Raw genomic sequence first — 14,081 nt, forward strand, 5'->3', positions numbered from 1 at the left:
TAAGTGATAAATAACGCCTTACGAAATTTCAAGTTAATTTCGTAAGGCGTTATTTAGTTGTTGTTCATATTAGAAATTAATTCATTGTCGGATATTCAAAGTTGACGGGGTCACCGGGTAGGCGTAATAATTGCGGTTTGCCATAGTAATAACCTTGTCGAAGATTAATATCGAAGTGACTACTCAAGCGATCATCTTCGGCGTCTTCAATCCCCTCTAAGATTAAACGCAATCCGTATTCACTACTGATGGCCCGCCAAAAATGGAGCTTTTGCTGAATCTTAGGATCTTTGATATCACTGCGGAAGTTTTGCAACGCAAATTTTAATTCAGAAGCTAATGGCAAAATTTCTTGGATACTCTTGAAATCGTTAATTCCGGTACCAACATCATCAAGTGAAATTTGCATACCATGTTCGATGAACCCCCGTAAGTGTGGGATTAACATGGTATCTGGATAATCCTTAGGACTACGTTCCTCAGTTAGCTCAACGACTAATTTAGCAGGATAGAGCTGAACCTGACTTTGAATAATGGCCTTCGCAACCGTTGTATCCATCAATTGTTCGCGACTGATATTGACTGCACAATAACGAACTTTTAGTCCAAGAATTTTAGTTGTTGCAATGAGCAGATCAGAGGTAACTTGTGAACTAATTGCGGCAAAGGATTCAGGCAGACGCCAGCCGTCTGGGGTTAGTTGTTTGATTAGTAGTTCGTATCCGTAAACTGTATTGTTGAGTAAGTTAAGTTGAGGTTGTACAAAATAGCGGTAAATTGGTTCCATAAGTACCATCGCCTTTTATAATAAGTTTAAAATCATTGAATCGTTTTAATATCAACCGAATCGCTGTATACTCTAAGTATACGTCAACTTAAATAAATGTTTAACTTAATCCAAGTTAAATTTTAACTTTTAATGAAAGCTGTGGTCGAAACAATGAAAGTTGCCATTATTGGCTGTACACATGCGGGGATTGCCGCCATGAAACAAATCTTGAAATATTATCCGGGCACTGAAATTACCGTCTATGAACGGCACGCGGATATTTCATATATGTCTTGTGGGACTTATCTACACTTAGGGGGTACCATCCATAATTTGGATCAAGCGTTGTACGCTAATCCTAGTGAATTTAGTGAACAAGGTGTGCAGATGCGGATGCAGTATGATGTGATTAATGTGAATGCTGATAAGCATACAATTTTGGCTCAAAATTTACAGACAAAAGAATTACAAACGGATCACTATGATAAGTTAGTCATGGCGACGGGTTCAATCACTGCAATCCCGGCTATTCCGGGCGTAGAGAATCCTAAGGTCATGCTTTGCAAAACATGCGAACAGGCCCAGCAACTCTACGAAGCAGCTAAACATGCACACCATATTGCAATCGTTGGTGGTGGCTATTCGGGGGTGGAACTTGCTGAGGGGTACGTGAAGTCCGGACACACTGTGACGTTGTTTCAACGGGGCCCCCACTTAATTAATGAGTATCTTGATCCACAAATTTCTGAGAAGATCGAAGACTTGTTAACGACGAAAGGCATCCAAGTTAGAACCAATGCACAAGTGACGGCTTTTAGTGATACGGCTGATAATCGACTACGAGTTGCAACCGCTGATAGTGAAGAAATATTTGATATGGCTGTTATTTGTCCGGGTGTGATTCCACAATCAGAGTTATTGGCGGGACAGGTCAACCGAACTAAGCAGGGGGCCATTGTAACGGACCGTTATACGGGAACCTCCAACCCGGATATATTTGCGGCTGGCGATGTGACGGAAGTTAACTTTAATCCTACGAAGGAACACGCCTATATGCCATTAGTCTCACATGCAATTCGGCAAGGTGCACTGGCAGGAATTAATATCTTTGATAAACGCTTAGGTGCAATTGGTACGCAAGCGACGACTGGGATGTTGATTTTTGATCAGACCGTGGCTTGTGCAGGTCTGACCTTAACGGCGGCCAAAGCAGCTAACTTCGATGCCCAAGCAGCTTTTTATGAAGGCAATTATCGGCCGGACTTTATGCCTACCACGGCGAAAGTCATGATTGAGTTGGTTTATGATCAACAAACGCGGAAGGTTTTGGGTGGTCAACTAATGAGTGCTCATGAAGTTTCACAATCAGCAAATACGTTGTCCGTAGTGATTCATAATGGTAATACGATTGATGAATTAGCCTTCATGGATATGCTATTCTCACCCAACTTTGATGAACCGTTTAATTACTTGAATTTAGTGGCGCAGGCTGCAGTAGATCAGGAACATGGCTATCGTCGGAATAATTAAGTTTTTGCACTAATTATGTTCAGAAGGTGCTGGTTGTTAAAATCAAGAACAGCCAGCTTAGACCCGCTGGAATAAGTTCAGATTAGCGTAAACTTGTTTGGGGAGTGTGTCCGATACCGTTCTTCAGGTATTGCTGCCAATCGCTGGGATGGTATTCAAAACGAATGTGCTATGTTAACGTTTGTTCCAAGTCTAACGGAGTAGATGGTTCAGCGACAGCTTAGCTTGGGTTAAGCGGCCGTTCATCTGCCACTCGAGTGGTTTCCTGGAAGTCAGACGAGGACGCGCATATGCTGACGGGCAACAATCCAACTAACTAGCATGTTTTAATAATAAGTGCTGGTGAATCCATAAAAATAATGAGCCAAATAAGGTGACCGCCAAACAGTGGGTTTCATAACCTGACTGTTTGGCGGCCACCTTTATATTATTTGAAAGCGATTGGTCAAGCATAGTCGTTGGGATCGGCGGCTAGGGGTTGGTAAGCGTCCATTTCGGTGTCGCGGTAGTCCCACCATTCGTTAACGTAGCCGACAAAGCCCGCGGCGGTCATGGCGGTGTCCAGCAGCTGATAATTTTTTTCTTGAAGTGCGGTTCGAGGAGCGTCACGGTGAGCAGCTGCCGTGAAGTCATCGAAGGCAGTTGGCATTGTTAACTCACTACCATCAGGATGGGCCAGGGTCAAATCTAAGGTGACGCCTTTTTGGTGGCTGAAATTAGGATTAGGCTGGGCAACAAATTCTGGATCAGGATACACTTCAAATAAACGGCGCTGGGCGCTGACGGGCCGATAAGCATCCCAGACTTTGAGTCGATAACCTTGTTGTTTAACCAGGGCGCTTGCCTTGGCGAGTTTGTGGGCCGTGCCAGTGCGAACAATGGCCGTGGTAAAGTCGTAAATCACTTGATGAGTAAAGTTATTAGTGGTGGCATAACGCAGGTCAACGATGATTTCGGAGTCTAAGTGTTGAATATTGGTGAAACCAGTTAAAGCTTGATCCATAGTAGGTCCTCCTTAGAATTTAGTTATGCTTATTGTATCTGATTGGCCGATATTTTACCGACTAAAAGGGTTGCAAATGGTGTCAAACTTTCTGCTAGCTTTCAATCCGGGTCCCTGATATGATGGAAAGCGGTGTAAATTTAACAATTGATTGAAGAGGTGAGGTCGCATGGATCGACAAACACGACGCGCAATTTTAATTTTAGTTTTTAGTGAGTTTTTAGTTTGTTTAGGGATTAGTTTAGTTATTCCAGTCATGCCGTTTATTAAAAATGAACTGCATTTAACGGCTACCGATATGGGAATAATGAATGCGCTATTCGCATTGGCACAATTTGTGGCCTCACCCATTATTGGCCGGGTTTCAGACAAAGTTGGTCGCAAGCCCGTATTAACGGTAGGGCTAGTCTTATATATGGTCTCGGAAGTACTATTTGCGCTAACCAACCAGCTGTGGGTCTTTAATATTTCCCGGATTGTTGGTGGCTTATCAGCAGCGATGGTCGTTCCGACGGCGATGGCGTTAGCATCCGATATTACGACCAAACGACAGCGAGCTAAAGTAATTGGCTGGTTATCGGCGGCCTTTAGTGGTGGCTTGATTTTAGGCCCCGGTATCGGTGGGGTATTGGCTGGTATTAGTTATAAGACGCCGTTCTGGGTTGCTGGTGCATTGGGATTACTCAGTGCCATTGTGCTCGTCATTCTGTTGCCTGCGGATCGTCAGATTGATCCTGATCGCGAAGCAATTACGGCCACGACAACGACGACCAATCATCCGATGACGCGGGCATTTTGGACCGTCCCGATTATTATATTATTTACGATGATTTTAGTGTCTTCCTTTGGCTTACAGGGGTTTGAGAGCATTTATAGTATTTACGTGAATGAAGTCTTTCACTTTAGTCTGAGCAACATTGCGTTGGTCTTGACTTTAAATGGTTTGATTTCGCTCTTCCTACAGGTGGCACTATTTGATACCTTTGTCCAGTGTTGGGGCGAACGGCGGGTCATTCGGGTGTGCTTTGCAGCTGCGGCGCTCTGCACTATCTGGATTACGCAGGCTCATTCGAAAGTTGCTGTCATGGTTGCAACGCTCGTTATTTTTTCGGCATTCGATCTTTTGCGGCCCGCTATTACGACCCTATTAACGAAAGCAAGTGAGGCCAACCAGGGGCTAATCAATGGGCTTAACATGTCCTTAACGAGTGTTGGCAATATCGTTGGCCCAATCATGTCGGGGATGTTACTAGATATGAATTATCACTATCCATATCTGGTGGTGGCCGGATTCTTGATTGTTTCTTATTTAATGGCATTTATGTTACGATTACCGAACCAGGTTCATTCACATCAGCAAGTTTAACATTGCATAACAGTTAAGCTAATCAGCGAAAGCGCTCCGGGTTTGCGTCCCCGGGGCGCTTTTGTTACACTTAGGCCAAATTAGATTGAAGGATGGTGGGCTGCAATGGGAATGCATCAATATTTTCAGAGCTTAAGTAATTTAGAAACGATTCAACGGGCCCCGGGTTTTTTTAAGTATCAGAATCATTCAGTTGCGGCGCATTCATTTAAGGTTGCTGAAGTCGCCCAATTTTTAGGTGATGTGGAAGAAAATGCCGGACAAATTGTTGATTGGCGAGCCCTCTATGAGAAGGCGCTGAATCACGACTATAATGAGCGGTTTATCGGGGATATTAAGACGCCTGTCAAGTACGCAACGCCGACGCTACGGACGATGCTGGCGGATGTTGAGCATAAATTATCACAAAATTTTGTGCAAAATGAGATTCCAGCTGAGTTTCAGGCAGCTTATTCACGGCGTCTATCAGAAGGCAAGGATGAAACGCTAGAAGGCCAGATATTGTCGGTAGCCGATAAAATTGACCTATTGTATGAGTCGTTTGGTGAAATTCAAAAGGGTAATCCGGAACCAGTTTTTAGGGATATTTATCAAGAAAGTTTAAAAACAATTGTCGCGTTTAAAAAGATGACTAGTGTTCAATATTTCTTAAAAGCAGTGCTACCAGAGATGTTAGCGGAACCGTTCACGCATCAGGATCAATTACAGGCGCTGACGACCCAGATTTTAACGGCCGGGCCGCAATCCGATTAATGGCGAAAGTATGTTCGATGTGCTAAAATTAAATGCGATTTGAATGTGATAGGGAAGCGCGGGCTTGCCTATTTTTTATGGTGCGACAGTAAGATTTAGTTATCAATAGATGATATGAACGGGTGACCGTTTAAAAGGAGGACTACGTTTGATTGATCGGGTAGATAATAATCATTTTGACTTAGTTTCAGATTACCAACCAACGGGCGATCAACCCCAAGCGATCCAGCAATTAACCGCTGGCATTGAATCGGGAGAAAAAGAGCAGATCTTGTTGGGGGCGACCGGGACCGGGAAGACCTTTACAATTTCGAACGTGATTGCAAAGGTGAATAAGCCAACGTTAATCTTGTCACATAACAAGACGTTAGCGGGTCAATTATACGGGGAGTTTAAGAAGTTTTTCCCGAACAATGCCGTTGAATATTTTGTGAGTTATTACGATTATTATCAGCCGGAAGCGTACGTGCCTTCGAGTGATACCTATATCGAAAAGGACTCGGCAATCAACGATGAAATCGATAAGTTACGGCACTCTGCGACCAGCTCATTATTGGAACGCAACGATGTGATCGTCGTGGCATCGGTCTCCAGTATTTTCGGTTTAGGGGATCCTCACGAGTACCAAGATCACGTAGTCTCACTGCGAGTCGGCATGGAGATCGACCGCAATGATCTGTTGCGTAAACTTGTTGATATTCAATTTGATCGTAACGATATTGATTTCCAGCGGGGGCGTTTTCGGGTCCATGGTGATGTCGTAGAAATCTTTCCGGCTTCACGGGATGATCACGCATTGCGCGTTGAATTCTTTGGCGATGAGATTGATCGAATCCGTGAGATTGACGCCTTAACCGGTGAAATTGTGGCTGATCGTGAACATGTTGCGATCTTCCCAGCGACCCACTTTATGACGAATGATGCGATTATGGAACACGCCATCAAGGGCATTGAAGATGAGTTGGATGGCCGCCTGAAAGAATTGACTGCCGATGGCAAATTGTTAGAGGCGCAACGACTCAAGCAGCGGACGACCTATGATGTCGAAATGCTCAAAGAAATGGGCTACACTAGTGGTATCGAGAACTATTCACGTTTTATGGATGGCCGTAAACCTGGCGAACCACCGTATACGTTACTGGACTTCTTCCCGAAGGACTTTTTGCTCGTGGTCGATGAGTCACACGTGACGATGCCCCAAGTTCGGGGAATGTATAATGGGGACCGAGCACGTAAACAAATGCTAGTCGATTATGGCTTCCGTTTGCCAAGTGCGTTGGACAACCGGCCATTGAAACTTGAAGAAGTTGAACAGCATATTAATCAAGTGGTTTATATGTCCGCAACGCCGGGCCCTTACGAAATGGATCGGACCAAGCATGTCGTCCAGCAAATTATTCGACCAACTGGTTTATTGGATCCTACGATTGAGGTTCGACCGATTATGGGTCAGATCGATGACTTAGTGGGTGAAATCAATAAGCGCATTGAGGTCAACGAACGGGTCTTTATCACCACGTTAACTAAGAAGATGGCGGAAGATTTGACCGACTACTTTAAGGATTTAGGCATCAAGGTACGGTACTTGCACAGTGATATTAAGACGTTGGAACGAACGCAGATCATCCGCGACCTGCGTCTGGGCAAGTTCGATGTGTTGGTCGGGATCAACTTGTTGCGGGAAGGAATTGACGTTCCCGAAGTTTCACTAGTTGCGATTTTGGATGCGGATAAGGAAGGTTTCCTTCGTAACGAGCGTTCGTTGATCCAAACGATTGGTCGGGCGGCTCGTAATGAGCACGGTTCAGTGATTATGTATGCTGACACCACGACTGATTCGATGCAGGCCGCGATGGATGAGACTGCACGTCGTCGTGCCGTACAGATGAAGTACAATGAAGATCATCACATCACGCCACATACGATTAAGAAGGCCATTCCAGAGCTAATTGCTTCGACGAAGACCACTGAAGACGCGGGCAAGAAGGATGACTTCTTAGAAACCGACTTTGATGATATGACCCGTGAACAACAATTAGATATGATTAGTAAGTTGGAAGAACAGATGAAGACCGCCGCTAAGAAGCTCGACTTTGAACAAGCCGCAACGCTGCGTGATACGGTCATGGAATTGAAAGCACAAATTAGCTAGCAGGTTGCTGGCTTGAGATTGAGGAGGCCTTTTTTTGGCAAATGATAAGATTGTCATTCACGGTGCGCGAGCCCATAATTTAAAAGATATCGACGTTACCATCCCGCGCGACAAATTAGTCGTGATTACGGGGTTGTCTGGCTCAGGTAAGAGTTCGTTAGCGTTCGATACCTTGTACGCGGAAGGACAACGTCGCTACGTGGAAAGTTTGTCAGCGTACGCGCGTCAATTCTTAGGACAGATGCAAAAACCAGACGTTGATTCAATTGATGGGCTTAGTCCGGCTATTTCGATCGATCAGAAAACAACATCCAAAAACCCGCGCTCAACGGTCGGAACCGTTACAGAAATCAATGATTACTTACGGTTACTGTGGGCCCGAGTCGGTGAACCGATTTGCCCGAACGATGGGACACCGATTGCGAGTCAAACCGTTGAACAGATGGTTGATCGGATTCAGAAATTACCGGAACGAACGAAGTTGCAGATTTTATCACCAATTGTCCGCCAGAAAAAGGGCGAGCACAAAAAGATCTTTGAAAAGATCAAGCGTGAAGGTTTCGTGCGGGTCCGTGTTGATGGTGATATTCATGATATCAGTGAAACTTTTGAACTGAACAAGAATCAACAACACACGATTGAAATCGTCATTGATCGGATCGTTGTGAAGTCAGGTGACCGTTCTCGGTTATTTGATTCTTTTGAAGCGGCGTTGCGATTAAGTGGGGGCTATGCGATTGCGGATGTGATCGGTGGCGAACCCATTATGTTCTCAGAACATTATGCTTGTCCTATCTGTGGGTTTACTGTGGGAGAACTTGAACCACGGTTATTCTCGTTTAACGCGCCTCAGGGAGCTTGTCCAGACTGTGAAGGTCTCGGAATCAAGCTAGAAGTCGATGAGGACCTTGTCGTACCTGATAAGTCGTTGACGTTGGCTGAAGGTGCGTTAGCGCCTTGGAATCCAATCAGTTCACAGTATTATCCTGAAATGTTGAAGCAAGCTTGTGAACAGTTAGAAATTCCGATGGATGTGCCGTATGAAGACTTATCAAAAGCTGATCAACAAACGGTTTTGTATGGGTCTAACGGAAAGACGTTCCATTTCCACTACCAGAACGACTTTGGTGGTGTTCGCGATGTTGACGCTGTGTTTGAGGGCGTTATCAACAATGTTGACCGCCGCTACCACGAAACGAATAGTGATTTCACCCGCGATGTGATGCGAAAGTATATGACGGAACTCACTTGTCAGACTTGTCATGGGTTCCGCTTAAATCGCAAGGCCCTGTCTGTCAAAGTTGGTGGCGAACATATCGGGATGGTCTCTGACTTAGCCATTGGTAAGGAACTCGATTTCTTTAACGAGTTGAGCTTATCAGAACAAAGTCTCGTGATTGCTAAACCAATCTTGAAGGAAATCCGCGACCGGTTATCATTCTTGCAAAATGTGGGACTGGCGTACTTAACGCTCAGCCGTTCTGCACGGACGCTGTCTGGTGGGGAAGCCCAGCGAATCCGGTTAGCAACACAGATCGGATCGAACTTGTCCGGCGTGCTCTATATCTTGGATGAACCATCAATTGGATTGCATCAGCGGGATAACGACCGCTTGATTGGTTCACTTAAGAAGATGCGCGATCTGGGGAATACGTTGATCGTGGTCGAACATGATGAAGACACGATGCGGGCCGCTGACTATATCGTGGATATCGGCCCGGGTGCCGGTGAAAACGGTGGTGAGGTCATGGCGGCCGGAACGCCCAAGCAAGTGGCTCGCTCGCGGAAGTCACTGACCGGCCAATATCTATCGGGCAAACGGTTTATCCCACTACCTGAAACTCGGCGTCCGGGTAATGGTAAGAAGATTCGTATCACTGGTGCGGCCGAAAACAACCTCAAGCAAATTGACGTTGATTTTCCACTAGGCGAATTTGTCGTGGTAACGGGGGTTTCCGGTTCTGGTAAGTCGACCTTGGTTAACGATGTTTTGAAACGCGTATTGGCACAGAAGTTGAATCGTAATTCTGAAAAGCCTGGTAAGTATAAGAGTGTCAGTGGTATTAAGAATATTGAACGGTTAGTTAATATTGACCAAAGTCCAATCGGCCGAACACCACGCAGTAATCCGGCCACATATACTGGTGTCTTTGACAATATTCGTGATTTATTTGCACAAACGAATGAAGCTAAATTACGTGGTTACAAGAAGGGCCGCTTTAGTTTTAATACTAAGGGTGGTCGTTGTGAGGCTTGTCACGGTGACGGGATTCTAAAAATTGAAATGAATTTCTTGCCCGATGTCTTTGTACCTTGTGAAGTGTGTCATGGTAAGCAATACAATTCTGAAACGCTGGAAGTTGAATACAAAGGCAAAAATATTGCCGATGTTCTTCAAATGACCGCTTCAGAAGCTGTTAAGTTCTTTGAACCAATTCCAAAGATTCGACGGAAACTACAGACCTTGGTTGACGTTGGTTTGGGCTATGTTAAGTTAGGCCAACCCGCCACGACCTTATCAGGTGGAGAAGCCCAACGGATGAAGTTAGCTTCCGAATTGCACAAACAACAGTCGGGGAAGAATTTCTACATCTTGGACGAACCAACGACTGGGTTGCACAGTGAAGATATTCGGCGCTTGATTGGTGTCTTGGATCGGTTGGTGGATGCGGGTAATACCGTGTTAATCATCGAGCATAATTTGGATGTTGTGAAGTCGGCGGATTATTTGATTGACTTGGGCCCAGAAGGCGGTGACGGCGGCGGAACAATCGTTGCTACTGGGACACCAGAACAGGTCGCTGAAGTGGCTGAAAGTTATACTGGCCAATACTTGAAGCCCGTTCTAGAACGGGATCGAGCACGTGAAGCAACTGCACCTGCTAAATAACGGGCAATGTGCTACACTTGAGTTTGTAATGTAATTTTAATTTAGAGGAGTTGTTTGTACATGGCTAAAGTAGAAAGTTTTACATTAGATCATACCAAGGTTTTAGCACCTTACGTTCGTAAAATTACGGTGGAAAATGGGCCTAAGGGTGATGCCATCACTAATTTTGATTTGCGGTTAGTTCAACCTAACAAGACCGCTATTGATACGGCGGGCTTACACACGATTGAACATATGTTGGCTGGATTATTACGTGATCGGATGGATGGCGTGATTGACTGCTCACCATTTGGTTGTCGGACTGGTTTTCATTTGATTACTTGGGGTGAACATGACACCGTTGAAGTTGCTAAGGCATTGAAGTCCTCATTAGAATTCATTGCTGGCCCAGCTAAGTGGGAAGACGTACAAGGGACGACCATCGATAGCTGTGGGAATTACAAGGATCATTCTTTATTCTCAGCTAAGGAATGGGCCAAGTTGATTTTATCGCAAGGAATTTCATCGGATCCATTTGTACGCAAAGTCGTTGAATAGACCAAAATATAAAAAGTAATGGTGGTGCCGGCCACCAATTAAAAAGAGCCTAGCTTTTCATAACGAAAAGCTAGGCTCTTTTTGCTGTTTACTGACATTGTGCGAGCTTAGCGGTCCTGAATCGTGGGAAAACAATCTAAGATTAGATTAAGGTAGTGTTTCAAAAATAACAAAAAATATACTGATATTGGTGAATATCTGCATAAAAATTCTATATTTTAGTGAATATTGTGCAAATTATGAATATATTTAAAATGTTATTGAATAAAGTTAAATTGGGTGGTACGATACTGTCATTGATAAAAGCAAAGATAAAAATTTCGGAGGTACAAATCAATGGTCAAACAAAATGATAAAATTATTCTCGCTTATTCTGGTGGTTTAGATACGTCGGTCGCAATTAGTTGGTTGAAGGATAAGGGCTATGATGTTGTGGCCTGCGGAATTGATGTTGGTGAAGGCAAGGACATGGATGCAATCAAAGAAAAGGCCCTAAAATTAGGGGCTGTTTCATCATATATGATTGATGCTAAGCAAGAATTTGCTGAAGAATATGCGTTAATTGCTTTACAAGGTCATACCTTGTATGAAGGTGAATACCCGCTGGTTTCAGCACTTTCACGTCCTTTAATTGCTAAGAAGTTAGTCACATTAGCCAAGCAAGAGCACGCTGTTGCAATTGCCCATGGCTGTACTGGGAAGGGTAATGATCAGGTTCGGTTTGAGGTTGCCATCCACGCTCTTGCACCGGATATCAAGATCGAAGCGCCTGTACGTGATTGGCACTGGTCACGGGAAGAAGAGATCGATTACGCTAAGGAACACAATATTCCCGTACCAATCAATTTGGACAGCCCTTACTCGATTGACGAAAACTTATGGGGCCGGGCTAATGAATGTGGCATTCTAGAAGATCCATGGCAGGGCGCGCCTGCCGATGCGTTTGACCGGACGAAGGCCTTAGCTGATACGCCGGATACGCCAACGACTTTGGAAATCACTTTTGAAGCTGGGGTGCCAGTTGCTTTAGATGGTGAATCACTTAACCTAGCTGATTTAATCATCAAGTTGGATCAGATTGCTGGTGAACATGGAATTGGTCGGATCGACCATATTGAAAACCGGTTGGTCGGTATCAAGTCACGGGAAGTTTACGAAGCACCAGCTGCAACGGTATTGCTCAAAGCACATAAAGATTTGGAAGATTTGACGTTTGAGCGTGAGTTAGCTCACTTCAAGCCAATCATTGAACAAAAGCTTGCGGATACGATCTACAACGGTCTTTGGTTCTCACCATTGATGGAAGCGATGGTTGCCTTCTTAAAGCAAACTCAGCAAGTCGTCAATGGGGTAGTTCGGGTACAACTCTTCAAGGGTAACGTTATTACTGAGGGGCGGAAGTCACCCAACTCACTATATGATACGAACTTGGCAACCTATACATCAGCGGATTCATTTGACCAACAAGCGGCAGTTGGTTTCATTAAGCTATGGGGCCTACCAACGCAAGTTAATGCCCAAGTCCAAGCGAAGGCTCAGGCCGAAGCTAAGACTGATAAGGCACACGCCTAATGAGTACCCAGAAGCTATGGGGTGGCCGGTTTACCGAAACGGGTGCTAAGTATGTTGATGACTTTGGGGCATCAATTAGCTTTGACCAGTTGCTTGCCGCAGAAGATATTGCTGGTTCACTGGCACACGTTAAAATGTTGAAGAAAACTGGTATTTTGCCCGCCGCTGATGTTGATCAAATTGTTGCTGGTTTGGAAACCTTGGCTGAGCGTCAAAAACAAGGTGAGTTGGAATTTTCAACGGTCAACGAAGACATTCATATGAATATTGAGTCATTATTGACCGAAGAGATTGGGCCGGTCGCTGGGAAGTTGCACACGGCCCGGTCGCGGAATGACCAAGTTGCCACGGATTTCCACTTGTACTTGAAGCATCAATTACCACTAATATTGGACCGGCTACATGAACTGGAAACGGTATTGGTCGATAAAGCGAGTGAGAACGTGGAGACGGTCATGCCGGGGTACACGCATTTGCAACACGCCCAACCCATCTCGTACGCGCACTACCTGTTAGCTTATTACCAAATGTTCAAGCGGGACATGGAACGCTTCGAGTTTAACCTGAAGCATACCGATATTTCGCCATTGGGAGCCGCTGCACTTGCTGGAACGACTTTCCCAATCGACCGGGAATATAGTGCGAAACTATTAGGATTCAGTGAAGTCTATCATAATAGTTTGGATGCCGTTTCTGACCGGGACTTCGTGCTTGAGTTTCTCAGCAATGCTTCGATCCTGATGATGCATCTCTCACGGTTTTGTGAAGAAATTGTCAGCTGGAGCAGTTATGAATTCAAGTACATCAGTTTGAGCGATCAGTTTTCAACGGGTAGTTCGATTATGCCGCAAAAGAAGAACCCTGACATGGCCGAATTGATTCGGGGCAAGTCCGGCCGGGTTTACGGCAACTTGATGGGATTGCTAACTGTCATGAAAGGGATTCCGCTCGCTTACAATAAGGATCTGCAAGAAGACAAAGAAGGGGCGTTTGATACGGTCACGACCGTGTTAACGAGTCTCCACGTCTTCACCGGCATGTTGGCAACGCTGACCGTTAATGAAGATCGGATGGCTGATGCCACGACTAACGATTTCTCAAATGCGACCGAACTAGCCGATTACCTTGCAAACAAAGGAATCCCATTTCGGGAGGCCCATGCCATTGTGGGGAAGCTCGTCTTGGATGGCTTGAAAAAACAGCGGCCGTTGCAGGATATTCCACTCAAAGAATATCAGTCAATCTCACCGCTGATCCAAGAAGATGTCTACCATGATTTGAACGCAAAAGTTGCGGTGGAACGGCGGCATTCGCTAGGTGGTACTGGTTTTGATCAGATTAGACAAGAATTGCAACGGGCACAAACGCAATTGTCAGCCTATCAATCTGAAACCACTGATTAATTAATGCTTATCAATTTGACCATTGATATTATTTTTAAAGATGACCTCTAAGTGGCGGAGCCTCGGCATTTAGAGGTCGTTTTTAGTGCTATCGACATTTTGAAAA

The 14,081-nt window shown here is 44.9% G+C and carries 10 protein-coding genes; 8 read left to right on the forward strand and 2 right to left on the reverse strand.

Annotated elements, in window-relative coordinates; all coding sequences use genetic code 11:
* Positions 1–76: 76 nt before the first annotated feature.
* Positions 77–787 (reverse strand): EAL domain-containing protein, encoded by a 711-nt coding sequence (locus MZO41_RS07735; RefSeq protein WP_003643965.1) that lies wholly within the window; start codon positions 785–787, stop codon positions 77–79.
* A gap of 153 nt (positions 788–940) precedes the next feature.
* Here MZO41_RS07735 and MZO41_RS07740 point away from each other — a divergent pair, with 153 nt between their 5' ends.
* Complete coding sequence (locus tag MZO41_RS07740; protein WP_128650885.1) at positions 941–2,299, forward strand: FAD-dependent oxidoreductase; 1,359 nt, start codon at positions 941–943, stop codon at positions 2,297–2,299.
* A gap of 445 nt (positions 2,300–2,744) precedes the next feature.
* Here MZO41_RS07740 and MZO41_RS07745 read toward each other — a convergent pair whose 3' ends face one another.
* Positions 2,745–3,302, reverse strand: coding sequence for a M15 family metallopeptidase (locus MZO41_RS07745; RefSeq protein ID WP_003641026.1), 558 nt, complete (start codon positions 3,300–3,302; stop codon positions 2,745–2,747).
* 169 nt (positions 3,303–3,471) lie between these two features.
* Between MZO41_RS07745 and MZO41_RS07750 the strand changes: the two genes are divergently transcribed.
* The 7 genes from MZO41_RS07750 to argH all read left to right on the forward strand — a co-directional run bounded on the left by MZO41_RS07750 (position 3,472) and on the right by argH (position 13,975).
* On the forward strand, positions 3,472–4,668 hold the full coding sequence (locus tag MZO41_RS07750) for an MFS transporter (protein WP_013355256.1): 1,197 nt from the start codon (positions 3,472–3,474) through the stop codon (positions 4,666–4,668).
* 105 nt (positions 4,669–4,773) lie between these two features.
* A complete protein-coding gene (locus MZO41_RS07755) occupies positions 4,774–5,421 on the forward strand; it encodes an HD domain-containing protein (RefSeq protein ID WP_003641028.1) in 648 nt (215 codons plus the stop codon).
* A 148-nt stretch (positions 5,422–5,569) separates the two neighbouring features.
* On the forward strand, positions 5,570–7,573 hold the full coding sequence (uvrB, locus tag MZO41_RS07760; RefSeq protein ID WP_003641029.1) for an excinuclease ABC subunit UvrB: 2,004 nt from the start codon (positions 5,570–5,572) through the stop codon (positions 7,571–7,573).
* A 34-nt stretch (positions 7,574–7,607) separates the two neighbouring features.
* Entirely contained in the window at positions 7,608–10,463 is a 2,856-nt protein-coding gene (gene uvrA, locus MZO41_RS07765; protein WP_003643969.1) for an excinuclease ABC subunit UvrA, read from the forward strand.
* A 60-nt stretch (positions 10,464–10,523) separates the two neighbouring features.
* Complete coding sequence (locus tag MZO41_RS07770) at positions 10,524–11,000, forward strand: S-ribosylhomocysteine lyase (RefSeq protein ID WP_003641031.1); 477 nt, start codon at positions 10,524–10,526, stop codon at positions 10,998–11,000.
* 336 nt (positions 11,001–11,336) lie between these two features.
* A complete protein-coding gene (locus MZO41_RS07775; protein WP_003641033.1) occupies positions 11,337–12,572 on the forward strand; it encodes an argininosuccinate synthase in 1,236 nt (411 codons plus the stop codon).
* A complete protein-coding gene (argH, locus tag MZO41_RS07780; protein ID WP_011101154.1) occupies positions 12,572–13,975 on the forward strand; it encodes an argininosuccinate lyase in 1,404 nt (467 codons plus the stop codon). The genes MZO41_RS07775 and argH overlap by 1 nt, the downstream gene beginning before the upstream one ends.
* Positions 13,976–14,081: the final 106 nt, after the last annotated feature.

The organism is Lactiplantibacillus sp. C232 (assembly GCF_023806725.1).
GTDB lineage: Bacteria > Bacillota > Bacilli > Lactobacillales > Lactobacillaceae > Lactiplantibacillus > Lactiplantibacillus plantarum.

Bases quoted from the DNA above. Each gene is read 5' to 3' on its own strand.
- MZO41_RS07735 (WP_003643965.1), bottom strand. From the start codon at position 787: ATGGAACCAATTTACCGCTATTTTGTACAACCTCAACTTAACTTACTC.
- MZO41_RS07740 (WP_128650885.1), top strand. From the start codon at position 941: ATGAAAGTTGCCATTATTGGCTGTACACATGCGGGGATTGCCGCCATG.
- MZO41_RS07745 (WP_003641026.1), bottom strand. From the start codon at position 3,302: ATGGATCAAGCTTTAACTGGTTTCACCAATATTCAACACTTAGACTCC.
- MZO41_RS07750 (WP_013355256.1), top strand. From the start codon at position 3,472: ATGGATCGACAAACACGACGCGCAATTTTAATTTTAGTTTTTAGTGAG.
- MZO41_RS07755 (WP_003641028.1), top strand. From the start codon at position 4,774: ATGGGAATGCATCAATATTTTCAGAGCTTAAGTAATTTAGAAACGATT.
- MZO41_RS07770 (WP_003641031.1), top strand. From the start codon at position 10,524: ATGGCTAAAGTAGAAAGTTTTACATTAGATCATACCAAGGTTTTAGCA.
- MZO41_RS07775 (WP_003641033.1), top strand. From the start codon at position 11,337: ATGGTCAAACAAAATGATAAAATTATTCTCGCTTATTCTGGTGGTTTA.
- argH (WP_011101154.1), top strand. From the start codon at position 12,572: ATGAGTACCCAGAAGCTATGGGGTGGCCGGTTTACCGAAACGGGTGCT.